The sequence below is a fragment of the Streptomyces poonensis genome (genome assembly GCF_014650915.1).
Classification (GTDB): Bacteria; Actinomycetota; Actinomycetes; order Streptomycetales; family Streptomycetaceae; genus Streptomyces; species Streptomyces poonensis.
Genome location: NZ_BMVW01000005.1, coordinates 316,248 through 340,893 on the forward strand (window position 1 = coordinate 316,248; position 24,646 = coordinate 340,893).

Annotated in this window: 20 protein-coding genes; 14 read left to right on the forward strand and 6 right to left on the reverse strand. The window is 70.4% G+C overall.

What is annotated here, in order from left to right; genetic code table 11:
• Positions 1 to 299 precede the first annotated feature (299 nt).
• On the forward strand, positions 300 to 3,047 hold the full coding sequence (aceE, locus tag IE242_RS16415; RefSeq protein ID WP_189859784.1) for a pyruvate dehydrogenase (acetyl-transferring), homodimeric type: 2,748 nt from the start codon (positions 300 to 302) through the stop codon (positions 3,045 to 3,047).
• 271 nt (positions 3,048 to 3,318) lie between these two features.
• On the opposite strand, the gene IE242_RS16420 is transcribed toward aceE, so the two are convergent.
• Together IE242_RS16420 and IE242_RS16425 are read right to left on the reverse strand one after the other, a co-directional pair.
• On the reverse strand, positions 3,319 to 3,624 hold the full coding sequence (locus IE242_RS16420) for a small hydrophobic protein (protein ID WP_189859983.1): 306 nt from the start codon (positions 3,622 to 3,624) through the stop codon (positions 3,319 to 3,321).
• 223 nt (positions 3,625 to 3,847) lie between these two features.
• Complete coding sequence (locus tag IE242_RS16425) at positions 3,848 to 5,464, reverse strand: MFS transporter (protein ID WP_189859786.1); 1,617 nt, start codon at positions 5,462 to 5,464, stop codon at positions 3,848 to 3,850.
• 446 nt (positions 5,465 to 5,910) lie between these two features.
• On the opposite strand from IE242_RS16425, the gene IE242_RS16430 reads away from it, so the two are divergent.
• Complete coding sequence (locus IE242_RS16430) at positions 5,911 to 7,128, forward strand: alpha/beta hydrolase (RefSeq protein ID WP_189859788.1); 1,218 nt, start codon at positions 5,911 to 5,913, stop codon at positions 7,126 to 7,128.
• Between the two features lie 76 nt (positions 7,129 to 7,204).
• Positions 7,205 to 8,062, forward strand: a complete 858-nt coding sequence (locus IE242_RS16435) for a DUF4429 domain-containing protein (protein ID WP_189859790.1) — start codon at positions 7,205 to 7,207, stop codon at positions 8,060 to 8,062.
• A gap of 60 nt (positions 8,063 to 8,122) precedes the next feature.
• On the opposite strand, the gene IE242_RS16440 is transcribed toward IE242_RS16435, so the two are convergent.
• Both IE242_RS16440 and IE242_RS16445 read right to left on the reverse strand, forming a co-directional pair.
• Complete coding sequence (locus tag IE242_RS16440) at positions 8,123 to 9,148, reverse strand: aldo/keto reductase (RefSeq protein WP_189859792.1); 1,026 nt, start codon at positions 9,146 to 9,148, stop codon at positions 8,123 to 8,125.
• Entirely contained in the window at positions 9,145 to 9,639 is a 495-nt protein-coding gene (locus IE242_RS16445) for a MerR family transcriptional regulator (RefSeq protein ID WP_189859794.1), read from the reverse strand. Before IE242_RS16445 ends, IE242_RS16440 begins: the two co-directional genes overlap by 4 nt.
• 95 nt (positions 9,640 to 9,734) lie before the next feature.
• Here IE242_RS16445 and IE242_RS16450 point away from each other — a divergent pair, with 95 nt between their 5' ends.
• Together IE242_RS16450 and IE242_RS16455 are read left to right on the forward strand one after the other, a co-directional pair.
• The gene (locus IE242_RS16450; protein ID WP_189859796.1) at positions 9,735 to 10,214 is read left to right on the forward strand and encodes a GNAT family N-acetyltransferase; all 480 of its coding nucleotides are present in this window, start codon (positions 9,735 to 9,737) and stop codon (positions 10,212 to 10,214) included.
• 9 nt (positions 10,215 to 10,223) lie between these two features.
• On the forward strand, positions 10,224 to 11,045 hold the full coding sequence (locus IE242_RS16455) for a serine hydrolase domain-containing protein (RefSeq protein ID WP_189859798.1): 822 nt from the start codon (positions 10,224 to 10,226) through the stop codon (positions 11,043 to 11,045).
• On the opposite strand, the gene IE242_RS16460 is transcribed toward IE242_RS16455, so the two are convergent.
• A complete protein-coding gene (locus tag IE242_RS16460) occupies positions 11,011 to 11,493 on the reverse strand; it encodes an ATP-binding protein (RefSeq protein ID WP_229858980.1) in 483 nt (160 codons plus the stop codon). The two genes, IE242_RS16455 and IE242_RS16460, sit on opposite strands and share 35 nt — an antisense overlap.
• An 83-nt stretch (positions 11,494 to 11,576) precedes the next feature.
• Here IE242_RS16460 and IE242_RS16465 point away from each other — a divergent pair, with 83 nt between their 5' ends.
• The 4 genes from IE242_RS16465 to IE242_RS16480 all read left to right on the forward strand — a co-directional run bounded on the left by IE242_RS16465 (position 11,577) and on the right by IE242_RS16480 (position 18,669).
• Positions 11,577 to 12,425: a helix-turn-helix domain-containing protein gene (locus IE242_RS16465; RefSeq protein ID WP_189859800.1), complete on the forward strand. Its 849-nt coding sequence runs from the start codon at positions 11,577 to 11,579 to the stop codon at positions 12,423 to 12,425.
• Entirely contained in the window at positions 12,385 to 12,585 is a 201-nt protein-coding gene (locus IE242_RS16470; protein ID WP_189859802.1) for a DUF397 domain-containing protein, read from the forward strand. The genes IE242_RS16465 and IE242_RS16470 overlap by 41 nt, the downstream gene beginning before the upstream one ends.
• 553 nt (positions 12,586 to 13,138) lie before the next feature.
• Complete coding sequence (locus IE242_RS16475) at positions 13,139 to 18,001, forward strand: ricin-type beta-trefoil lectin domain protein (protein WP_189859804.1); 4,863 nt, start codon at positions 13,139 to 13,141, stop codon at positions 17,999 to 18,001.
• A gap of 2 nt (positions 18,002 to 18,003) precedes the next feature.
• Positions 18,004 to 18,669 carry a hypothetical protein gene (locus IE242_RS16480; RefSeq protein ID WP_189859806.1) on the forward strand — a complete coding sequence of 222 codons (666 nt, stop codon included), beginning with the start codon at positions 18,004 to 18,006 and terminating at the stop codon, positions 18,667 to 18,669.
• Between the two features lie 67 nt (positions 18,670 to 18,736).
• Here IE242_RS16480 and IE242_RS16485 read toward each other — a convergent pair whose 3' ends face one another.
• On the reverse strand, positions 18,737 to 19,408 hold the full coding sequence (locus IE242_RS16485; RefSeq protein WP_189859986.1) for a pirin family protein: 672 nt from the start codon (positions 19,406 to 19,408) through the stop codon (positions 18,737 to 18,739).
• A gap of 88 nt (positions 19,409 to 19,496) precedes the next feature.
• Between IE242_RS16485 and IE242_RS16490 the strand changes: the two genes are divergently transcribed.
• From IE242_RS16490 to fabF, 5 genes are all read left to right on the forward strand, one after another.
• Positions 19,497 to 20,717 (forward strand): PucR family transcriptional regulator, encoded by a 1,221-nt coding sequence (locus IE242_RS16490; RefSeq protein WP_189859808.1) that lies wholly within the window; start codon positions 19,497 to 19,499, stop codon positions 20,715 to 20,717.
• A gap of 89 nt (positions 20,718 to 20,806) precedes the next feature.
• Positions 20,807 to 21,757 carry an ACP S-malonyltransferase gene (locus IE242_RS16495; protein ID WP_189859810.1) on the forward strand — a complete coding sequence of 317 codons (951 nt, stop codon included), beginning with the start codon at positions 20,807 to 20,809 and terminating at the stop codon, positions 21,755 to 21,757.
• Positions 21,758 to 21,774: 17 nt separating this feature from the next.
• Positions 21,775 to 22,842 carry a ketoacyl-ACP synthase III gene (locus IE242_RS16500; protein WP_189859812.1) on the forward strand — a complete coding sequence of 356 codons (1,068 nt, stop codon included), beginning with the start codon at positions 21,775 to 21,777 and terminating at the stop codon, positions 22,840 to 22,842.
• An 82-nt stretch (positions 22,843 to 22,924) separates the two neighbouring features.
• Positions 22,925 to 23,173 (forward strand): acyl carrier protein, encoded by a 249-nt coding sequence (locus IE242_RS16505; RefSeq protein ID WP_004931691.1) that lies wholly within the window; start codon positions 22,925 to 22,927, stop codon positions 23,171 to 23,173.
• A gap of 161 nt (positions 23,174 to 23,334) precedes the next feature.
• Positions 23,335 to 24,606: a beta-ketoacyl-ACP synthase II gene (gene fabF / locus IE242_RS16510; protein ID WP_189859814.1), complete on the forward strand. Its 1,272-nt coding sequence runs from the start codon at positions 23,335 to 23,337 to the stop codon at positions 24,604 to 24,606.
• Positions 24,607 to 24,646: the final 40 nt, after the last annotated feature.

Consider the following 24,646-nt stretch of genomic DNA (forward strand, 5'->3'; position numbering starts at 1 on the left):
ACGATCCCGGCCGTGTCACCGCAACTCCCATCATGGAATTCCATCCAAGGGTGCCGCATGCCACACCGTTCTGCCCGGTTTGCGCATTCGGTAGTCATCCGAGGGTACGAGAACCGAATGCCTTTGCGAAATGCGTCACAGAGTGGACGTATCGTTGCGTTTTGCCGGGCCCGCCCCGGTGACCGCGCGAACGTTTCCCTTACCCCACGGTAGAGATGACGTGCGCCTTCCCGAGGTACACGATGGGAAACGGTGCAAGGCACAGCCGAACAGTGCCCCTCTGACAGTGAAGGAACAGCGTGGTTTCCGGAGCCGATCGCAATCCGATCATCATTGGCGGCCTTCCGAGCCAGGTCCCTGACTTCGACCCCGAGGAGACACAGGAGTGGCTCGACTCGCTCGATGCCGCCGTCGACGAGCGCGGCCGTGAGCGGGCCCGTTATCTGATGCTCCGGCTGATCGAGCGGGCCCGCGAGAAGCGCGTGGCCGTGCCCGAGATGCGCAGCACGGACTATGTCAACACCATTGCCACCAAGGACGAGCCGTTCTTCCCGGGCAACGAGGAGATCGAGCGGAAGATCCTGAACGCCACCCGGTGGAACGCCGCCGTGATGGTGTCCCGTGCCCAGCGTCCAGGCATCGGGGTCGGCGGTCACATCGCCACCTTCGCCTCCTCCGCCTCGCTCTACGACGTGGGGTTCAACCACTTCTTTCGTGGCAAGGACCGGGGCGACGGCGGCGACCAGGTCTTCTTCCAGGGCCACGCCTCCCCCGGCATCTACGCCCGCGCGTACCTCCTCGACCGGCTCAGCGAGAAGCACCTCGACGGCTTCCGGCAGGAGAAGTCGAAGGCGCCGTACGGCCTGTCGAGTTATCCGCACCCGCGGTCGATGCCCGACTTCTGGGAGTTCCCGACCGTGTCGATGGGCCTCGGCCCGATCGGCGCCATCTACCAGGCCCGGATGAACCGGTACATGGAGGCCCGCGGGATCGCGGACACCTCGAAGAGCCATGTGTGGGCGTTCCTCGGCGACGGGGAGATGGACGAGCCCGAGTCGCTCGGGCAGCTGAGCATCGCCGCCCGGGAGGGGCTGGACAACCTCACCTTCGTCGTCAACTGCAACCTCCAGCGCCTCGACGGCCCGGTACGCGGCAACGGCAAGATCATCCAGGAGCTCGAGTCGGTCTTCCGCGGTGCCGGCTGGAACGTGATCAAGCTGGTGTGGGACCGCACCTGGGACCCGCTGCTGGCCCAGGACCGCGACGGCGTGCTGGTCAACAAGATGAACACCACGCCGGACGGTCAGTTCCAGACCTACGCCACCGAGACCGGCGCGTACATCCGCGACCACTTCTTCGGCGACGACCACCGGCTGCGCGCGATGGTCGAGAACATGACCGACGCGCAGATCCTGCACCTCGGCCGCGGCGGCCACGACCACCGGAAGATCTACGCGGCGTACAAGGCGGCCGTGGAGCACAAGGGCCAGCCGACGGTCATCCTGGCCAAGACGGTCAAGGGGTGGACGCTGGGCCCCAACTTCGAGGGGCGCAACGCCACGCACCAGATGAAGAAGCTGACGGTCACCGACCTCAAGCACTTCCGCGACCGTCTGCATCTGCCGATCTCGGACAAGGAGCTGGAGTCCGGCCCGCCGCCGTACTACCACCCGGGCCGGGACACGGAGGAGATGCAGTACATGCACGACCGGCGCAAGTCGCTGGACGGGTACGTCCCGGCGCGTGTCGTACGGGCGAAGCCGCTGCCACTGCCCGGTGACAAGACGTACGCGAGTGTGAAGAAGGGCTCGGGTCAGCAGTCCATCGCCACCACCATGGCGTTCGTCCGACTGCTGAAGGATCTCATGCGGGACAAGGAGATCGGCAGGCGCTTCGTGCTGATCGCGCCCGACGAGTACCGCACCTTCGGCATGGACTCGTTCTTCCCGAGCGCGAAGATCTATAACCCGCTGGGCCAGCAGTACGAGTCCGTGGACCGCGAGCTGCTCCTCGCCTACAAGGAGTCGCCGACCGGGCAGATGCTGCACGACGGCATCTCCGAGGCGGGCTGCACGGCCTCGCTGGTCGCGGCGGGCTCGGCGTACGCCACCCACGGCGAGCCCCTCATCCCGGTCTACGTCTTCTACTCGATGTTCGGTTTCCAGCGCACCGGCGATCAGTTCTGGCAGATGGCCGACCAGTTGTCGCGCGGTTTTGTTCTGGGTGCGACGGCCGGCCGTACGACGCTGACCGGTGAGGGGCTCCAGCACGCCGACGGCCACTCCCAGCTGCTCGCCTCGACGAACCCCGCGTGCGTCGCGTACGACCCGGCGTACGGCTTCGAGATCGCGCACATCGTGCAGGACGGTCTGCGCCGGATGTACGGCAGCGACGACGAGCACCCCCAGGGCGAGGACGTCTTCTACTACCTCACCGTCTACAACGAGCCCATCCAGCACCCGGCCGAGCCGGAGAACGTCGACGTCGAGGGCATCCTCCAGGGCATCCACCGCATCGGCGCGGGCACGGCGGGCGAGATCCCGGCGCAGATCATGGCCTCCGGCGTGGCCGTGCCGTGGGCGCTTCAGGCGCAGCGGCTCCTCGCCGAGGACTGGAACGTCCGGGCGGACGTCTGGTCGGCGACCTCCTGGAACGAGCTGCGGCGCGAGGCCGTCGCCGCGGAGGAGCACAACTTCCTCCACCCCGAGGAGGAGCAGCGCATTCCGTATGTGACGCGGAAGCTGAGCGGCGCGGAGGGCCCGTTCGTGGCCGTGTCCGACTGGATGCGCAGCGTTCCCGACCAGATCGCGCGGTGGGTGCCCGGGACGTACGCCTCGCTGGGCGCGGACGGCTTCGGCTTCGCCGACACGCGGGGCGCGGCGCGCCGCTACTTCCACATCGACGCCCAGTCGGTCGTGGTGGCGGTGCTGACGGAGCTGGCGCGTGAGGGGAAGGTGGACCGGTCGATGCTGAAGCAGGCCATCGACCGGTATCAGCTGCTGGACGTGACGGCGGCGGATCCCGGCGCGGCCGGAGGGGACGCGTAGCGCCGTGCCGTAGGGGTGACGGCCGGCGGGCGTCCGCGGGTTGTCGGTGGCCGGTCGCGCCCCATGGCGGAGCCGCATGCCGATACGGTTCCGCGCCCCTGGGACGGGGCGCTGCGCGCCCGTCCCCCCGCGGTGCGGCCGCCTGTCGACGCAAGCCCTGCCGGCCCGCGTCGAGAAGGGCCCCTCGGCCGTAGCCGAGGGGCCCTTCTCGCCCGGCATCGCACCTCCCCAGGCTCCCCGTGCCGAGCGGCCCTTCCCTCACTCCCGCAGGTCAGAAGACTCCGTAGCCGGAAGATGCGGCCCCGATGAGCGCGACGATCGACAGGACGGTGACGATGGCGCCCAGCACCACGGCGATCAGTGCCGGGACGGAGGCCCCGCCGTTCCAGCTGCGTCCCATGGCCAGCCAGCCGCAGACGACCGCCACGGGCCCGAGGACGATGCCCAGGACGAAGAATCCCGCGATCGCGCAAATGGCTCCGATGATCCCCAGGGTCGCGCGATCCGGCCCGCTCCGTGACCACGTCCGGCCACGTGAGCGGGGGTACCTGCGCGTGCTGTTGCCGAAGCCCGCCATCATCAACTCCCAGAACATCGCTGTCAGTTCGGGTTCGTGATGTCGCGGGTACCCCCGCTTTTCCGCCTCGAACCTGTTCGCGCACTGTCCCCTCCGGCAGCACACCGCAGGACCGGCGGCGTCCCCTGTCGTACGACCATGTCGTACGAGGACCCGGCCTACTGTGACCTGCGGCGCCCCGGGAAGCGAGGGTTCGCCGCGCCGCGTCACCCTGATCGGCGAACTAGATGTGCGCGGCGCCCGCGCCCGCCGCGGCGTTCTCCCCGCGCTTGGTCAGGAACGACACCAGGACGGCGACGGCCGCGACACCGGCCGCGACGAGGCAGGCGAGTCCCATACCGGACATGAAGGTGTCGTGCGCGACAGCGGTGATCTTGGCGGCGAGCGCCTCCGGCGTGCCCTCGGGGACCGGTGCGATGCCCTGCTGCACGGCCTCCGCGGCCTGGTGCACCTCGGTCTCGCCGAGCTTCGGCAGGCCGGCGTCCACCCAGTTGCCCGCGAGGTCGTTGTCGACCTTGGACGCCATCACGGCGCCCAGCACCGCCGTACCCAGACTGCCGCCGACCTGCATGGCGGCCTGCTGGAGGCCACCGGCCACACCGGACAGTTCCAGCGGCGCGTTGCCGACGATGACCTCGGTCGCACCGACCATGACCGGTGCGAGACCGAGACCCAGGACCGCGAACCAGACCGACATCGTGAAGCTGCCGGTGTCCGCCTCCAGCGTGGACATGCCGTACATGGCGATCGCGGTGAGCGCCATGCCGCCGGCCAGCGGTATGCGCGGACCCAGCTTGGTGATCATCGCGCCCGCCGCCGGCGAGCCGACGATCATCATGGCGGTGAGCGGCAGCAGATGCAGGCCGGCGTCGACCGGGCTCATGCCGTGCACGTTCTGCAGGTAGAAGGTGACGAAGAACAGGCCGCCCATGAAGGCGATGGCCATCAGGACCATCAGCACGACACCCGCCGACAGCGCCACCGACCGGAACATCGCCAGCGGGATCAGCGGCTCCCTCACCTTGGTCTCCCAGAAGGAGAACCCGGCGAAGCCCACGACGGACAGGAGGACGAACGTCCACGTCTTCGCGTCGCCCCAGCCCCACTCAGGGGCCTTGATCAGCGCCCAGACCAGGCAGAACATCGCCCCCGACAGCAGGACGATACCGAGGATGTCGAACGAGCGCGGAGCGTTCTCGGCGCGGTGGTCGAGCAGGATCCACACGCCGAGGACCACGGCGAGGACGCCCACCGGCACGTTGATGTAGAAGACGGACTGCCAGCTGACGTGCTCGACGAGGAAACCGCCGAGGATCGGGCCGCCCGCGGTCGAGGCGCCGATGACCATGCCCCAGATACCGATGGCCATGTTGAGCTTCTCGGCCGGGAAGGCGGCCCGCAGCAGCCCGAGCGCGGCCGGCATCAGCAGCGCGCCGAACAGACCCTGCAGGACACGGAAGACGATGACCGCTCCGATGCCCTCGGACAGCCCGATGGCCCCGGAGGAGGCGGCGAAGCCCGCCACGCCGATGAGGAAGGTCTGCCGGTGACCGAACCGGTCGCCGAGCTTGCCCGCGGTGATCAGGGAGACCGCCAGGGCGAGGAAGTAGGCATTGGTGATCCACTGGAGCTGGGACCAGCTGGCGCCCAGATCCTTGCCGATGGCCGGGTTGGCGATGGCCACGATGGTGCCGTCCAGGGCCACCATCATCACCCCCACGGCCACGGTTATCAGGGTCAGCCAGGGGTGCCCGCGCAGCCCTGAGACCGGTGGCCGGACCGACGGGGAGACTGCCTTGTCCCCCGGCCCCGTCGTGTCGATGGTGGTCTGACTAGTCATGACCCCGAGGCTAATGAGAGCCACTGACACTTGGCGAACCATTTCACAAGCCGGTAACTGTCACATCACTCCCCCCTTGGCCGATCTGCACGCACCGTACGGAGACCGGGGCGAGCGGCCCTTCCTTCCCGGTCCATGGTCCACCAAGCAGCGGAAGAAGGTGCGCCACGAGACACCGGGAGGCCGCTCGGACCGTCGCCGGACGCGAGGGCCGGGACGTCGACGCCGTCCGCGGACCGGCCGCCGTGCATCTCCACACCCCGGGACCTGCGTTGACCAGGCCGTGGCCTAGGGGCCGAGACGGACGGCGGGGACGCACGGGCCGAGGTCCCGGGGCGTACGAGGCGTCGGTGCCGGTAGGGAAATGTGCAACTCGCGCGTGCGAAACGTGATGTTGCTCACCTGGTTAACGCGAGACCTGTTCGTTCTCCTAGTGTGTCCTCTCAGTGACTTCCTTCGACGCCTCCCCCCAACTCAACGTCTGGCGCGCACTGCTCGCGTTGGCCGTGGTGTTCGTGATGCTCGCGACCACCGGCTGGACCGCCATCCGCGCCCATCGCGGGGCCTCGCCCCTGCAGACGTCGCTCTCCGCGTGGCAGCACGGCCGGATAGACGGCCGTGCGCTGCCGGACCCCCGTTCCACCCCGGGCCATGTGGCGCATTTCTTCGCCTCGCTCACCGAGTCGCAGCGCCTCCGCCTCACCCACCGCTATCCGCTCGCGGTCGGCAACATGAACGGCGCTCCCCCCGAACTGCGCTACCGGGCCAACCGCGTCGCGCTCGACCAGCAGAGACAGGCCGAGGAGAAACGCACGCACGACGCCCGGCTGTCCGAGCTCGGCCAGTACGAGGCGGGCCGCCGGATGCACCGCTTCGCGGACCTCATGCGCGGCGACCGGCAGATCCTCGCCTTCGATCCCCAGGGCTCGGGCCGCGTCGCCGAGGTCTTCGGCGACCTCGACGGGGCCGAGCGCGTCTCGGTGGTCGTGCCCGGCGTCGACACCGACGTGCTCACCTTCCAGCGGTCCCACCGCGCGTACTCGGCACCCGTCGGCATGGCACGCGCCCTGTACGGGGCCGAGCGCGCGGCCGACCCCGCGACCCGTACCGCCGTGATCGCCTGGGCCGACTACACCGCGCCCAGCGGGCTCGGCATGGAGGCCGCCACCGCGCTGCGCGCCGAGCAGGGCGCGGAACGGCTGAACGCGCTGGTGCGGGGGCTGCCCGGCACCGCGCCGGTCGCGCTGTACTGCCACAGCTACGGCTCGGTGGTGTGCGGCGTCGCCGCGTCCGGACTGCCGCGGCGGGTGGCCGACATCGCGGTCGCGGGCAGCCCCGGCATGCGTGCCGAGCGGGCCTCCCAGCTGCACACCCCGGCCCGGGTGTGGGCGACGCGGGACGCCGACGACTGGATCCAGGACGTGCCGTACCTGGAGGTCGGCGGGCTCGGCCACGGCGCCGACCCGGTGTCGGCGGCGTTCGGGGCGCGCGTGCTGTCGGCGGACGGCGCCGAGGGGCACGCCGGCTACTTCGCACCCGGCACGGAGAGCCTGCGCAACTTCGCCGAGATCGGGGTTGGCGCATATCGCGCGGTGCGCTGCGCGCACGCCGAACGCGAGGATGACGCCTGCCGTCAGGGTTTGTCCTCGGCCACCGCCGCCTGACGCGCGTAGAAATCGAAGGAATGAAGGCCGACCTGAGGAGGGGACGAAGACGCGCCTCACGCATACGATGAGCCGCATGGGTGATGTACTGGCCGGATTTCATGCCGCCTGGGAGTTCGAGTCCGACTCCGTGCTCATCCGCTTCGAACGGGGAATCCGCACGCCGAAGCTGTTCCAGGCCCTCGGTGAACGCCGCATCCCCTTGGAGGCGATCGCGGGAGTCACGCTGACACCGGGGAGGCGCGGGACCGTGGTCCTGCGCGCCGAGCCACGGCCGGGCGCCGATCCGCTGATGGACGCCGCGGCGGGGCAGCTGAAGGAGATGTGCGATCCGTACCGCCTGGTACTGCCGGCCGAGCGCGAGACCCTCGCCGAGTACTACGCGGACGAGCTGCGGGCGCGGCTGCCCCGGACGGACGGCCCGGCGGAGCGCCAGCTCGTGGCCGCCCCCGAGGCGCCACGACAGTTCAAGGCGTACGACGCGAAGGCCTCCTTCGACGGCACGGCCGTGACCTTCCGCTGGTTCTGGACGGGGGCCTCCTCGGCGAAGTGGAAGGCCGGCGACCAGACCTTTCCGGTCACCTCCCTGAGCGGCGTCGAGTGGCGCTCGCCGGAGGTGTTCGAGGGCCATCTGCGGCTGCTGCGCCGGAACTCGGCGACGCCGCCGCCCGCGCAGGCCGACGCCGACCCGGCCGCCGTCGTGTTCGGGCTCGGCTACGGCCCGGTGCACGAGTCGCTGCCGTTCGCCGCCGCGGTGCTGGCCGCGGTCCGCGCCGCCGGTCCGGCGCCCGCGGTCGAGCAGGCCGCGGCCCGTCGCCGCGACCCGGCCGACATCGCCGACCGCATCCGCCATCTCGGTGAGCTGCACCAGGCGGGGCTGGTGACGGACGAGGAGTTCACGACGAAGAAGGCGGAGCTCCTGGCGGAGCTGTAGCGGCACGGGGATACGGGGCGCGGGCTCCCGGCCGATCGCCGGAAGCCCGCTTTCCATGTCCTACTCCCGGCCCGCCGACGAGAACGCCATGTCCGCGTACCGGTCGCCCGCCACCTCGGCCGCGATGGGCTCCAGCAGCGCGAGGTCCTCCTCGCCGAGGACGATCCGGGTCGCCGCGACGTTCTCCTCGACCCGGCCGCGCCTGCGGGTGCCCGGGATCGGTACGACGGGCAGGCCGTGGACCCGCGCCCGCTGCTGCACCCACGCCAGCGCGACCTGGCCGAGCGAGATCCCGTGGGCCTCGGCGACCGCGCGGACCGGCTCCAGCAGGGCCGCGTTGGCGGTCGCGTTCTCCCCGGTGAACCGGGGCTGCTGGCGGCGGAAGTCGCCGGCCGTGAGGTCCTTGTCGGCGTTGGCGAAGGCCCCGGCGAGGAAGCCCCGGCCGAGCGGCGAGTACGGCACGAGGGCCACGCCCAGCTCCCGGGCGGCCGGCACGACACCCGCCTCGATGTCCCGGCTGAACAGCGACCACTCCGACTGCACGGCGGCGATCGGGTGCACGGCCTGCGCGGCCCGCAGCTCGTCGCCGGTGACCTCGCTCAGCCCGAGGTGCTTCACCTTGCCCTCGCGGACCAGCTCGGCCATGGTGCCGACGGTCTCCTCGATGGGGACGTTCACGTCCCGGCGGTGCATGTAGTACAGGTCGATCACGTCTACGTCGAGGCGCTTCAGGCTCGCCTCGACGGCATCGCGGATGTACGGCGCGTCGTTGCGGATGACGCGCCGGGTCGGGTCGTCCGGCGGAATGGCCAGGGCGAACTTCGTGGCGATGACCACCTCGTCCCGGTGCGCCTTGAAGAACGGCGACAGGAACCGCTCGTTCTCCCCGGCACCGTACGCGTCCGCCGTGTCGTACAGGGTGACGCCGAGTTCCAGCGCCCGCTCCAGGGTGGCCCGCGACTCGTCCACGTCCGAGGGGCCGTACGCGAAGCTCATGCCCATGCAGCCGAGGCCCTGGACGCCGGTCTCGGGGCCGGCCTCCCCCAGCCGCACGGTGTCGATGGCGTCGACGTTCTTCTCGGTCATCGGGTCCTCTCCCACGCCAGGGCCCGCCCGGCGTCCGCGTAGAAATCGATCTTCCGGTCCAGCACGGCCAGGGTGTCCTGGAGCTCGGCGATCCGCGCCAGCACGTCCTCCCTGGTCGCCTTCAGCAGCTCGAACCGCTCGCCGTAGGTGTGGTCGCCCTCACGGACGAGCTCCGCGTAGCGCACCATGTCCGCCACCGGCATACCGGTCAGCCGCAGCTTGCCGACGAGGTCGAGCCAGTCGAGGTCCCGGTTGCGGTAGCGGCGCTGGCCGGTGTGCGAGCGGTCGACGTGCGGCATCAGCCCGATGCGCTCGTACCAGCGCAGCGTGTGCGTCGTGAGGCCGGTGAAGGCGGCGACCTCGCTGATCGTGTAGAGGTCCTCACCGTCCGGACGCCGGTCGGCGCGCGGCGGGCCCGCACAGCTGTCGGTCCTGGCCTCGGTCGTGGCCTCGACCCTGATCCCGGTTCCAGTGGTCTCCGTCACCGTCATGACCCCAACGCTAGAACGTTGGAGTGCACTCCAAGCAAGCGGAATCCGGTGATATTGCGGTGACGTGAACGAGGCCGGTGGCTACCGTGCGGATCATGACACGTATACGCCGTGCCACCCCCGAGGACGCAGCGGAAGTGCTCCGGCTGCGCCAGGTGATGATCGACTCGGTCCACTCCGGTACCCCGTCCACGGACTGGCACGCGCTGTCCCTGCCGACCCTGCGCGCCCGGCTCACCGACCCGGACGGCTCCTTCGCCGCGGTCGTCGTCGACCACCCCGACCGGTCCGGCGCGCTCGCCGCGCTGGCCGCCGGGACGCTGGAGTACCGGATCGGGCGCGCGGACAACCCGCACGGCGTCGTCGGCCACGTCTTCAGCGTCGCCACCGACCCGGGGACGCGCCGCCGGGGCTACGCCCGCGCCTGCATGGGGGGCCTGCTGGAGTGGTTCCGCGAACGGGGCGCGGTCCACGTCGACCTCAACGCCTCCGCCGAGGCCGAGCCGCTGTACGCCTCCCTGGGCTTCGTACGCAAGCCCGACCCCTCCATGCGGTTGCACCTGCGGTCCACTTAGGCTCGGGGCATGTCCTTGCAGAGCCTGTCGCTGATCGAGAACTGGCCGGTCCCCACCGCCGCGGCGGCCGTCGTACGGGCGGACGGCACGGTCGTGGGGTCGTACGGCCCGACCGGCCACCGTTTTCCCCTCGCCTCGGTGACCAAGCCGCTCGCCGCGTACGCCGTGCTGGTCGCGTACGAGGAGGGGGCGATCGAACTGGACGAGCCGGCGGGCCCGCCCGGGGCGACGGTCCGCCACCTGCTCGCGCACACGTCGGGCCTCGCCTTCGACGAGCACCGGGTCACGTCCGCGCCCGGGGAGCGGCGACTGTACTCCAACGCCGGGTTCGAGCAGCTCGGGGACCACGTGGCGAAGGCGACGGACATCCCGTTCGCGGAGTATCTGCGCCAGGCGGTGCTGGAGCCGCTGGGGATGACGTCCACGACCCTCGACGGCTCCCCCGCCAAGGACGGCGTCTCGACGGTCGACGACCTGGTCCGCTTCGCCGCCGAGGTGCAGGCCCCCCGGCTGCTCGACGCGCGCACGGTCGCCGAGGCGATGACGGTCCAGTACCCCGGCACGAAGGGTGTCCTGCCGGGGTACGGGCACCAGAACCCCAACGACTGGGGGCTGGGGTTCGAGATTCGGGACGGGAAGTCGCCGCACTGGACGGGGACCTCGTCGTCGCCGCGGACGTTCGGGCATTTCGGGCAGTCGGGTACGTTCCTATGGGTCGACCCGGATGCGCAGATCGCCTGCGTAGCCCTCACCGACCGCGCTTTCGGGCCGTGGGCGATCGAGGCGTGGACGCCGTTCACGGACGCGGTGCTGGGGAAGCTGCGCGGCTGAGGAAGTCGGGGACGGTCGGCGGTTTGGCCAGGCACTCGAACCACACGGTCTTGCCGCTGCCGTCGGGGTGCGGTTCCGCGCCCCAGCGGTCGGTCACGGCTTGGAGGAGGAGCAGGCCACGGCCGGTCTCGGCTTCGTCCGAGGCGTCCATGTTCTCGGGTGCCGGAGCGGGCAGGCGCCTGCAACTGTCGGCGACCTCCACCCGCACTGCACCCGGACGCAACAGGAAGCACATGCGGCAACGGCGACCGGGTACGTGCCGGACGACATTGCCGACGAGCTCGGTGAGCGCCAGTTCGGCTGCGTCTGCGACCTCCAGCAGATCAGCGGCAGCGAGGTGCAGGCGGAGGATGCGGCGCAGATGCCGGGCCGAGTGTTCGCTGAGTACGAATCCTGCTCGGTACCTCGACTCGAAGTCCGTCCCTTGCGGACGAATTGTGTGATTCACGTCACCAGCGTGCGACGGATTGATTACTCTCGGCTACGCAACGAACCGAACGCCAAGAGGCGTTGGAGGCCGGAGGTACAGCCGTGGCCAACATCCAGTCGCTCGACCCCAGCGCTTCACCACTCGACTACTACGGCTGGGAACTGCGCCGCCAGCGCGAGGCGCATGGCCTCAAGCAAGGACAGCTCGGCGACATCATTTTTTGCACTGGGTCTCTGATCGGGCAGATCGAGACGACGAAGAAGGTGCCCACTCGCGACTTCTCCGAGCGGGTGGACGCCGCGCTCGGCACGGACGGGCTGTTCTCCCGGCTGATCGGCCTGGTGCTGCGCAGCCAACTGCCGAGTTGGTTCCAGCCGTTCGCGGACATGGAGGCGAAGGCTGCCTACCTCTCCTCGTATCAGGCGCAGGTGGTGTACGGACTGTTGCAGACAGAGGAGTACGCACGCACCGTCCTCGCCACCGGGTTGCCGGATGATCTGGACCGTTTGGTGGCCGCCCGAATGGAGCGCCAGCGCATCCTGGAGCGCGAGCGACCGCCGCTGTGCTGGGTGGTCCTGGACGAAGCCGTACTGCACCGGCCGATCGGCGGCCCTGATGTCATGCGACGCCAACTCGCCCACCTGTTGAGGTTCACAGGTCACCGGTGGATGCACGTACAGGTGTTGCCGAACGCGGCCGGTCAGCACTCAAGCCTGGACGGGGCGTACACCGTGATGCGCTTCGACGACGACCCGGACATCCTCTACACGGAGGACCTGATCTCCGGTCACATGACGGCCAATCCCGACACCATCAGGGAGGCTTCGCTCCGTTACGCTCGCTTGCAGGCCGCCGCCCTCTCCCTGGATGACTCGGCGGTACTGATCGCCCGCGTAATGGAGGAGCGCTATGGAGACCAGTTCCGTCCCGAGGAACGCACAGTGGCGTAAGTCCAGCTACAGCGGCAGCACAGGCGGCGAGTGTGTCGAAGTCGCCGACGGCTGCCCCACCGCTGCCGTACCGGTCCGCGACAGCAAGAACCCGTCCGGGCCGGTCATCACCTTCACCGCAGACGCCTGGCAGGCGTTCGTCGACAACCTGCGGCGGTAGTCGCTCGTCACACCTGCGTAAGCGAGGTCGACTTTCGGTCAACATCCGCCTGATAAGCATCGCTCTACCCACCTGGCTTCATAGTGGACAGACAGGTAACTCCTGTCGTGAACACAGCATTTGTGCTCGCCGAGGCGAGAGCTCCTCATGAGCTCTTCTACGCCACAGGTCTCAGAGCGCCGAACCCACCCCTTGCTGAACACTCTTGGCCTCCGCCTAAGGTGACCACCGCATGCATGGCGGATCTTGACCACTCCGCCACGACGCATGCGCATCATTCGGCGGCCGGGGGAACAGCGCCGCCAGGGGGAGGGCTGAACCGACATGTCGCCACATAGGCTCATTGCGCACGCCGCCTCGGTCGGCGCCGTCTGCCGTTCCTGCCTCCGCGCCGGAACAGCGGGCTGATCCTCGCGCATCACCCCAGCCTCTTCTGACGGGTACCCCCGCCTGCCCTCATTCGCCATGAAGGGATGCTCTCTTGCGCCTTGGACCAGGGTTGTTCAGACCCAGATCACGACGTTACAGATTCCTCACCCCCGCCATCACATCCGTGGCCGCGTTGGCCGTCCTCGGCGGCCTGGCCGCCCAGCCGGGCGTGATCAGTCCACGGACCGAACCGGCGAGTGACACCTCCAACTGGTTCGAGGAGACGGCCGCCGAGGAGCTGCGGCAGGACCAGTGCCTGATGGCCGATGTGCTGCGCCTGGGCGGTCCGTCCATGGCCGCGGTCGCGCAGGACGGCCTCAACCAGACGCCGGAGCGGCTTCATGTGCTGGCCAACCGGGAGCACTGGACGGACACCCCGCTCGCCACGTCGTTCGAGAAGGACAAGGACGCGGCGCGCCAGGAACTGGACGTGCTCAACGCCCAGCGCGACGTGTGGGAGAAGCCCCTCAACGGGCTGGAGACACCCGGTGGCTTCACTGTCGCCGACTTCCACGACGCTCCTGGCGGACCGGGTGACGACGAGGGGGACTTCTACGACCAGACCGGTCTCAGCAAGTGGACCGCCGACCGGTTCTGGATGAGCGACTACGACCTCTACGAGGACCCCACACCCGAGGCCGACGAGCAGACGGTCAAGGCCGTCAAGGACCTCGGCACTCCGCTGTACGACAAGGAGTACGACCCGAGCCTTCCCCCCGAGGAGCAGGACCGTGCCTACGAGGAGGGGAGGGCTTTCGACCACCTGGCGAACTGGTCCCTGGAGCCCACGGGCGTGGACGACGCCCGGATCTTCCTCGCCTCCGGAGGCTTCCCCCGCACCGCTGCGCAGCCGGGCACGGCGGAGTACCGCATCGCGGTCGAGGACCTGAAGACCCGGTTCGCCTCGTGTGCGTGGCGTGACCCGATCGACCCGAACAAGGTGCTGAGCGGTCTCTACGACACCGCCGCCGAGGAGTGGCAGCAGGAGATCGCCTCCCAGGCCACGCAGCGCAACCAGATCGTCGACGCCAACGAGAACGCCGTCAAGGCGCTCGCCGCCGGCGCGAAGGCCCTGGGCGACCTGCTGGGCCACTCCTGGGCCGCCGACCACCTCGCCCGCTGGCAGGACTACTGGTCCTCCGGCGGCATCGGCCACATCGGCTACGCCTCGTCGGTGATCCAGGTCTACGGCGCGAACGGCAAGTGCCTGGAAGCCGCCGGCGGCGGCACGGCCAACGGCACCGCAGTGCAGCTGTACACGTGCAATGGCTCGCTGGCACAGGACTGGGGGCTCGAAGGCACCTCCGGGGCGCTCACCCTGTGGAACAAGAAGTCCGGGAAGTGCCTCGACGTCTCCAGCAACAACTCGGCGAACGGCACGAAGATCCAGCTCTGGACGTGCAACGAGTCCCCGGCGCAGACTTGGGACTACAACGTGCGCGCCACCACGCCCCTGAAGAACGTCGGCACGGGCAAGTGCCTGGACCTGCACACGTACGACCAGGGCCAGGACGCACAGCTGTACACGTGCAACAACACCAACCCGCAGAAGTTCACCATCAAGCCGTCCGGCTTCACGGGCACCCTCCCGCCGACGGCCCAGTTCACCCAGGCCAAGGCCGGCATCGTCAGCACCCGGGCGGGGGCGGCGAAGCAGCTCGCCGTCCTCAAGGCGCAGGCCGCCGCGGCGAAGAACGCGGCCGCCACGTCCGACTCCGCCGAGCAGGCCGCCTACGCCATCGCCGACGCCAATGGCGCCCCGCGCGGCCGTGGTCTGCTCGTCGGCCAGCAGAAGGCACAGGTCACCAAGGGCGCGGCCGCCGCGCTGGAGGCGATGGTGAAGGCCGGTGAGACCGCCGAGGCCGCCACTCGCGCCTCCGCCGGGGACAGCCTGACCATCGCGCAGCGGGCACTGGCCCAGGCCGCGCAGTCGAAGGCGGAGTTCCGCAAGGAGGCCGCGCACATCGCGGAGCTCCAGGCCAAGGCCGCCGCCGAGTCGGCCAAGGACCACCGCGACAACGCCAAGAAGGACAAGGAGACTGCCGAGGCCAAGCTCGCCGAGGCCCTGAAGGCCGAGGGCGACGCCAAGGCGGCCGCCGCCGACGCCCACGCCAAGCGGCTCGAGGCGGAGGCGGAAGAGGCCACCGCGAAGAAGGAGAAGGAGACCGCCGAGGCCAAGCAGGCCGAAGCGGCCCGGCACAAGGAGAACGCCCAGGCCGAGGCGGCGAACGCGAAGGAGGCCAAGGGCAAGGCCGAGGCCGCCGAGGCCACCGCGGTCGAGAAGAAGAACGCCGCGGAGGACGCCCGCGACAAGGCCCGTGATCTGCGGGACGACGCGTGGGACGCCGAGCAGAAGGCCGAGGCAGCGCGGGCGAAGGCGGACGCGAAGGAGGCCTACGCCCAGGCTCACGAGGCCGACAGCAACGCCCAGGACTCCAGGGCGGCCGCGGACCAGGCGGACGCGCACGCGAGCGACGCCGAGGCAGCGGCCCAGCGGGCCCGCTCCGAGGCCGATGCCGCGACGCAGGCAGCTGCCGACGCAGACGCCGCCGCCACCCGCGCCGAGGCGGCCGCCAAGCGGTCCCGTGCCGCCGCCGACGACGCCGAGGCCGCGAAGCTGAGGGCGGACGCCGCGGTGAAGACCGCGACCTCCGCCGTGGCGGACGCGATCGACGCCGCCGAGCACGCCTCCTCCGAGGCCGATGCGGCGGTCAAGATGGCCGAGGAGGCGGAAGCGCAGGCCAAGACCGCCAAGGCCCACGCGGACGAGGCGAGCAAGCAGGCCGCCAACGCCCTGGTGGCGTCCGCGAAGGCCGCGGGCTACGCCCACGTCACCGCCCAGGCCGCCGTGGACGCCGGCAACGCCGCCGCCCAGGTCGCCAAGCCCGCCAACGACGCCATCCAACTCGGCTCCCCCTACGTCACCACCGACTCGGCCGCGAGCCTCGTCGTCCTGACCGGGCAGGCGTCGAAGACCATCGCCGAGCAGCAGAAGGCCGTCGCCGACGCCCACGCCAAGAACGCACAGCAGGAGGCCGCCGCCGCCAAGGCGTACGCCGACCAGGCGCAGGGCGACGCCAAGGCCGCCTACCAGTACGCGGCGAACGCCGCCGGGTACGCGGCGGACGCCCGGGGCTACGCGAAGGAGGCCCTCGACTACGCCGCCGACGCCGCCACCGCCGCGTCCAAGGCCTCCGCGTCCCTGAGCCGCACTCTCGAATACCAGCGCCAGGCCACGGAGGACGCGGCCGCCGCCGACCGGGCGGCCGGGCGCGCCGAGGGCTACGCCGAGGACGCGCGGGCCTCCGCCGACCAGGCCGCCCTCGACGCCTCCGCGGCCCGCGCGGCCGCCGCCGAGGCGGAGCAGGCCGCGAAGGACGCCCGGGCGGCGGCCGACCGCGCCGACGCCGCGGCGGACGCGGCCGAGGAGGCGGCGAAGGACGCGCAGAAGTACGCCGAGGAAGCGCAGGAGGCCGCGGAGTCCGCCGCGCGCAAGGAGGCCAACCAGCAGATCTCGACCGGCGCCGGTACGGGCATCGGCGGCACGTTCTTCGTCGTCGACGAGGACAGCCTCAAGGTCACCGACGCCAAGCAGGACAACCCCTGTGAGCTCCCGCCGGGATTCGGTACGAGCTGCACCGTCACCTTCACCTACACGTTCGACGTGACGGTCGACTTCTACCTGTGCACCAACCCCGACGTCCCCGCGACCCAGTCCGGATGCCCCACGGCGGACACGGTGCTCCTGGCATCCGAGCCCTACAAGGGCCTGAAGAAGAAAGTGACCTACACCTTCACCCAGGCCGACATCCTCAAGGGCCTCATCGAGACCTACCTCAGGATCGGCAAGGAACTGCTGATCCAGGACTTCGTGGACTGCTGGCACGGCAGTGTCAGCGGCTGCGCCTGGGCGGCCTCCAACTTCATCCCCGGCAAGGCGCTCGGCAAGATCGCCGAGGGTATCCACGCCCTGAACGCCGCGATGCACACCGGGGTCGGGGTCCGGGACGCGTTCAATGCGCTGAAGGCCCTGGACCTGGACGCCGCGAGCCTCGCCAAGATCGAGGGTTCGGTCAACGTCTACGAGGACGTGGTCACCGCCTGCCGGGTCAACAGCTTCCCGGGCGGTACGCAGGTCCTCATGGCGGACGGCTCCCGCAAGGCGATCCGGGACGTACGGCTCGGTGACCTGGTGCTCGCCACGGACCCCGCGACCGGGCGGCCGGCCGCGCAACCGGTGACCGACACCTTCCGGCACGACACGCGGTGGCTGGTCGACATCACCGTGGCCGACGGGGTGCTGACCAGCACGGCGGGCCACCGGTTCTACGTCGACGGACGTGGCTGGACCCAGGTCTCCGATCTGCGCGTGGGCGACCGGCTGCGCACACCGGACGCTGCGTTCCGGGCCGTCACGGCGCTCCGGGACCGGACGGATGCGGCTCCCCGCGAGGTGTTCGACCTGACGGTCGACGGGCCGCACACGTTCTACGTCGGCACCGGGGGGACCCGTCCGCAGGACGTCCTCGTCCACAACTGCACCAACATCATCGCCGACGAGGGCATCGAGGGAGCTCACACCCTGGAGCAGCACGTCAACCTCAACGATGCCCAGATGGCAGCCAAGGCGAATGCGTCGCAGAACGGCATTGCGACGAGGTGGACCGACAAGGCGACCGCCGCGGAAGCCGTCGACCGGGCCATGCGAGAGTGGATGATGCAGCCCGGCAAGGCCGACGAGCTGGCGACGTGGAAGGACAAGCAGGCTCGGCGGATCGGGAAGGGCATCCTTTTCGATCCGAGGAAGGATCTGAAGACCATCCGCTGGACCGTCAAGGGCATGGGCGACTCCCTCGGCAAGAAGTGGGTGCGGAACGGCCCGCAGGGAGTGGCCGCCGGCAACACCGTGGTCATCCAGCTGAAGTACGTGGGTAAGTCCCACCAACCCACAAAGTACGTCGTCTACACCGCCTACCTGGAGGGATGACCATGGCAGCGGACATCGGGCTGTCGTGGCTGGCCGCGCAGTGCGAGGACCTGGAGTACCTCCCCGTGGAGGAACTCGACTGCCTCGTCGAGCAGGGGCCGCTCGCGGCCGTGCTGCGTATCGCGGCGAGGTCGGTGACGGACCTGGACAGCCCGGCGGCCCTGCAACTGGGCAAGGATGTCCAGCTTCTGCTGCGCTCCCCGTTCCCGGACGAGACGATCCGCACGCTGTGGCTCGGTGCCACCGACGACAGCTTCGACCCGGCCAGGGACGGCGTGGACGCGCGTACCTGGCTGCAGAGGATCGAGGGGGCTTGGCTAGCCGCGGAGCGCCGGGCCGACCCCGCGTTCGTTCCGCCGTCCGCCGCTCCCGTGACGGACAAGCAACTGCGACGTCTCGTTCTCCAGGTGATCCACCTGGTCGCCGGTGACCTGACGAAGGCAGCCGAGGAGTCGATCTACCCGCTCCCGTTGCCGGGCCTCGTACCGGCGCTGGAGCGGACGGTCGTCGAAGTCTGCGCGGACCTCGGCTACAGACTGTTCCTGCGCGCCGTGAAGTCGTACTTCGTGGCGATCGACAAGAGCACATGTGACGCGTTCGTCGCGCTCGCCAAGCGGTTCGGTCATCCGGAATCGCTGGTGACGGTGGACATGAACTGCCGGGACTAGCCACTGCTCGGCCGTGGGCCCGCACCCTTCTCCGAGGGTGCGGGCCCACGCCATGCCGCGAAGTCGCTCACGCCACCGCACTCGCTCCGTCGGCCATCTCCCACACCATCACCTCGGCGTCCGCCCGGCCCGTCATCTCCAGGCCCTTCTCGCCGACGATCCGCACCGCGTCCCCGGCCCCCAACACCACGCCTGCCAGGTCCACTTCACCACGCACCACATGCACGTACACATACGGAGCGGACAGCACCCCAGTCCGCGCCCCCGCCCCCAACCTCCACACCCGCAACACCGCCCCCGCCTCAGGCACCCCATACGGCACGGCGTCGCCAAGGCCACGGACGATTTCGTACGCGGGAACACCCCCGACCTCCCGCGGCGCCAGCCACATCTGCACGAACACCAGCGGCACATCCCCGTCATTGCGCTCGACGTGCCGGACCCCACCCCCCGCGCTCAACCGCTGCACGTCCCCGGGCCGCACCCGTGTCTCCCGCCCCGTCGAGTCACGGTGGGTCAGCTCCCCCTCGACCACCCACGTCACGATCTCCGTGTGGCTGTGCGCGTGCTCGTCGAAGCCCGCTCCCGGAGCCAGGCGTTCCTCATTGCACGCCAGAATCGCACCGAAGCGGACGTTGTCCGGGTCGTAGTGCGGGCCGAAGGAGAAGGCGTGCCGGGACTCGATCCCGGCTGCCGGGTCGCCTCCGGGGTAGCGGTCAGCGGCGCGCCGTACGTCCATCACGGACTCCACGGTAAACCCGCCCGGTAACGCCGTGTACAGGCCCCGGCTCCGCATGCCCCCGTCCGGATGAGGCAGTCTTGTCCCCGTGCCCGAACCCGAAACCAGCAACTCCGACCCCCACCAGCGCGCCGCCCGTCAGCACGACAGCCATCCACACGCCGCGACGCTGAAGCGACTCGAGAAGTCGTCCGGACGCCTCGCCGCGCAGGCCATCGCGCGCATGGACGAGACGCTGCCGTGGTACCGGGCGATGCCCCCCGAGAACCGGTCGTGGATCGGGCTGGTCGCGCAGGCCGGTATCGCCGCCTTCACGGAGTGGTTCCGGCATCCCGATGCCCCGCAGGCCATCTCCACCGATGTCTTCGGGACCGCCCCCCGCGAGCTGACCCGGGCCATCACCCTGCGGCAGACCGTCGAGATGGTGCGCACCACCATCGAGGTCATGGAGAGCGCCATCGACGAGGTGGCGGCGCCCGGTGACGAGTCCGTGCTGCGCGAGGCGCTCCTCGTGTACGCGCGGGAGATCGCCTTCGCCACGGCCCAGGTGTACGCGCAGGCCGCCGAGGCACGCGGTGCCTGGGACGCGCGGCTGGAGTCGCTCGTCGTGAACGCGGTGCTGTCCGGAGAGGCCGACGAGGGGGCCGTGTCCCGGGCCGCCGCGCTCGGCTGGAACTCGCCGGATCATGTTTGCGTCATTCTCGGCACGGCGCCCGACGGCGACAGCGAGCTGACCGTGGAGGCGATCCGCAGGGCCGCCCGGCACGCCAAGCTCCAGGTGCTCACCGGGGTGCTCGGGACCCGGCTCGTGGTGATCGCGGGGGGCAGCGACGACCCGTTGCAGGTGGCCAAGTCCCTGATCGGGCCGTTCGCTGCGGGGCCCGTGGTGGCCGGGCCGATCGTGCCCGATCTGCTGGCCGCGACCCGGTCCGCGCAGGCCGCGGCGGCCGGTCTGAAGGCGTGTTCGGCGTGGCAGGACGCGCCCCGCCCGGTACTGGCGGACGATCTGCTTCCGGAGCGCGCGATCGCCGGTGACCCCAGCGCTCGCGAGCAGCTGGTGGAGGAGATCTACAGACCGCTGGAGGAGGCCGGGTCGGCACTGCTGGAGACTCTCAGCGTCTATCTTGAGCAGGCGTCGAGTCTGGAGGGCGCCGCCCGGATGCTCTTCGTCCATCCCAATACCGTGCGCTACCGGCTCCGACGTGTGACAGACGTCACCGGCTGGTCGCCCTCCGATGTACGGTCCGCGTTCACACTGAGGATCGCGCTGATCCTGGGGCGTCTGGTCGATGGAGATCCTCAGGCCTAAGGTTTTGTCGGGGCTCCACAAAACCCCTCCGTGTTCTTCGTCCCTGTCCCCACGGGCGGCTTCGGCCGTCCCCAAGAGAGAGTGTGAGAGTGCTCGTACTCGTCGCTCCCGGCCAGGGCGCCCAGACGCCCGGCTTCCTGACCCCCTGGCTCGACCTTCCCGGTGCCGCCGACCGCCTCGGCGCGTGGTCGGACGCCATCGGTCTGGACCTCGCCCACTACGGCACAGAGGCCGACGCGGACGCCATCCGTGACACCGCCGTGGCGCAGCCGCTGCTGGTCGCGGCCGGTCTGCTGTCCGCCGCGGCACTCGGTGACATCGCCGGGATCGCGCCCGGCGCCGTCGCCGGGCACAGCGTCGGCGAGATCACCGCGGCCGCGTTCGCGGGCGTCCTGGACGACACGGCCGCCCTGACCCTCGTACGCAGGCGGGGCCTGGCCATGGCCGAGGCCGCCGCGGTCACCGAGACCGGTATGTCGGCGCTGCTCGGCGGCGACCCGGAGACGACCGTCCCGCACCTGGAGAAGCTGGGCCTGACCCCGGCGAACGTGAACGGCGCCGGCCAGATCGTGGCCGCCGGTACCCTGGAACAGCTGGCCGCGCTGGAGGCGGACAAGCCCGAGGGCGTCCGCCGCGTGGTGGCGCTCAAGGTCGCGGGCGCCTTCCACACGCACCACATGGCCCCCGCGGTCGACGCGCTCGCCGAGGCCGCCAAGGGCCTGACGCCCGCCGACCCGGCCGTCACCTACGTGTCCAACAAGGACGGCAAGGCCGTCGCCACCGGGGACGAGGTGCTGTCCCGGCTGGTCGGGCAGGTCGCCAACCCGGTGCGCTGGGACCTGTGCATGGAGACCTTCAAGGAGCTCGGTGTGACCGGGCTGATCGAGGTGTGCCCCGGCGGCACGCTCACCGGTCTCGCCAAGCGCGCCCTGCCCGGTGTGCAGACCGTCGCCCTCAAGACCCCCGAAGACCTCGACGCCGCCCGCGAGCTGATCGCCGCCGCGTCGTCGACACCTGCCGCTGACGCGGCGGGCGCCTGACAAGGAGCCCGAGAAGCATGTCGAAGATCAGGCCCGGCAAGGGCGCCCCGTACGCGCGCATCCTCGGTGTCGGCGGCTACCGCCCGACCCGGGTGGTGCCCAACGAGGTGATCCTGGAGAAGATCGACTCGTCCGACGAGTGGATCCGCTCCCGCTCCGGCATCGAGACCCGGCACTGGGCCTCCCCCGAGGAGACCGTCGCCGCGATGTCCATCGAGGCGTCCGGCAAGGCGATCGCGAACGCCGGCATCTCACCCGAGCAGATCGGCGCGGTCGTCGTCTCGACCGTCTCGCACTTCAGCCAGACCCCGGCCGTGGCGACCGAGATCGCCGACAAGCTCGGCACGGACAAGGCCGCCGCGTTCGACATCTCGGCCGGCTGCGCGGGCTTCGGCTACGGGCTGACGCTCGCCAAGGGCATGATCGTCGAGGGCTCCGCCGAGTACGTCCTCGTGATCGGCGTGGAGCGGCTCAGCGACCTGACCGACCTGGAGGACCGGGCCACCGCGTTCCTCTTCGGTGACGGCGCGGGCGCGGTCGTGGTCGGCCCCTCCGACGAGCCGCACATCGGCCCGACCGTGTGGGGTTCCGAGGGCGACAAGTCCGAGACGATCAAGCAGACGGTGCCGTGGAACGAGTTCCTCCCCCACTCTCGGCTTCGCTCGAGCGGGGGGACCCCCACCGGCGACGTCTCCACCCTGCCGCTGGACAGCGCGGGCAACGTCAAGTTCCCCGCGATCACGCAGGAGGGCCAGGCGGTGTTCCGCTGGGCCGTGTTCGAGATGGCGAAGGTCGCCCAGCAGGCGCTGGACGCGGCCGGGATCAGCCCGGACGACCTGGACGTCTTCATCCCGCACCAGGCCAATGTGCGGATCATCGACTCGATGGTGAAGACACTCAAGCTGCCGGAGCACGTCACGGTCGCCCGTGACATCCGCACCACCGGCAACACCTCGGCCGCCTCGATCCCGCTCGCTATGGAGCGGCTCCTGGCGTCCGGCGAGGCGAAGAGCGGCGACACCGCGCTCGTCATCGGCTTCGGGGCGGGTCTCGTGTACGCCGCGACGGTCGTTACCCTCCCCTAGGCACTCCGTGCCGGACAAGGTCACACGGTCCGGTACGGGAACCACCGCCACACCCTCTGGACAATCAAGAAGGAGCGCCACCATGGCCGCCACTCAGGAAGAGATCGTCGCCGGTCTCGCGGAGATCGTGAACGAGATCGCCGGCATCCCGGTCGAGGACGTCCAGCTGGACAAGTCCTTCACCGACGACCTGGACGTCGACTCGCTGTCCATGGTCGAGGTCGTCGTCGCCGCCGAAGAGCGCTTCGACGTCAAGATCCCGGACGACGACGTCAAGAACCTCAAGACGGTCGGCGACGCGACCGACTACATCCTCAAGCACCAGGCCTGATCCCCGGATCGGCCCGGGCCACGGCACCAGGCCCGATCCGTGATCCCCGGATCCGGCCGGGCTGCGGCACCGGGTCCGGTCCCACGGCCGGTCCGGTGCCTTGCCCCGCCACCCGGCGGTGGCGCCGTACGAATCCTCAATCCGTTGGAGAAAGAATTCCCGTGAGCTCGACCAATCGCACCGTGGTCGTCACCGGTATCGGCGCAACTACACCGCTGGGTGGCGACGCTGCCACGACCTGGGAGGGCCTGGTCGCCGGACGTTCCGGTGTCCGCCCCCTGACGCAGGACTGGGCCGCCGAGCAGGCGGTCCGTATCGCCGCGCAGATCGCCGTGGAGCCGACCGAGGTCATTCCGCGGCCGCAGGCCCGCCGCCTGGACCGCTCGGCGCAGTTCGCGCTGATCGCGGCCAAGGAGGCCTGGGCCGACGCCGGTTTCGAGGAGAAGGCCACCGAGAACGGCGAGGTCGACCCCGCCCGGCTCGGCGCGGTCATCGCCTCCGGCATCGGCGGCGTGACGACCCTCCTCGACCAGTACGACGTGCTGAAGGAGAAGGGCGTCCGCCGGGTCTCCCCGCACACCGTGCCGATGCTGATGCCGAACGGCCCGTCCGCCAACGTGGGTCTGCTCGTCGGCGCCCGCGCCGGTGTGCACACCCCGGTCTCCGCCTGCGCGTCGGGCGCCGAGGCCATCGGCTACGCCGTCGAGATGATCCGCACCGGCCGCGCCGACGTCGTCGTCGCGGGTGGCACCGAGGCGGCCATCCACCCGCTGCCCATCGCCGCGTTCGGCAACATGATGGCGATGTCCAAGAACAACGAGGACCCCGAGGGCGCCTCGCGTCCGTACGACACGGCCCGCGACGGCTTCGTCCTCGGCGAGGGCGCCGGTGTGATCGTGCTGGAGTCCGCCGAGCACGCCGCGAAGCGCGGTGCCCGCGTGTACGCGGAGGTGGTCGGCCAGGGCATCTCCGCCGACGGCCACGACATCGTGCAGCCGGAGCCCGAGGGCCGCGGCATCTCGGACGCGCTGCGGCACCTGCTGGCGAGCACCGATCTGGACCCGGCCGAGATCGTGCACGTCAACGCGCACGCCACCTCGACGCCGGCCGGTGACGTCGCCGAGCTGAAGGCCCTGCGCAAGGTGTTCGGCGACGACACGGACCACATGGCGGTCTCGGGCACGAAGTCCATGACCGGCCACCTGCTGGGCGGCGCGGGCGGCGTGGAGTCCGTGGCGACGATCCTCGCGCTGTACCACCGGATCGCCCCGCCGACGATCAACATCGAGAACATCGACCCGGAGGCCGAGGCCAACGCCGACGTCGTCCGCGGCGAGGCCCGCAAGCTGCCCGTCGAGGGCCGCATCGCCGCCCTGAACGACTCGTTCGGGTTCGGCGGGCACAACGTCGTCCTGGCGTTCCGCACCATCTGAGGACCGGCCGCACGGCCGTCGTGACATGAGGAGGCCCCCA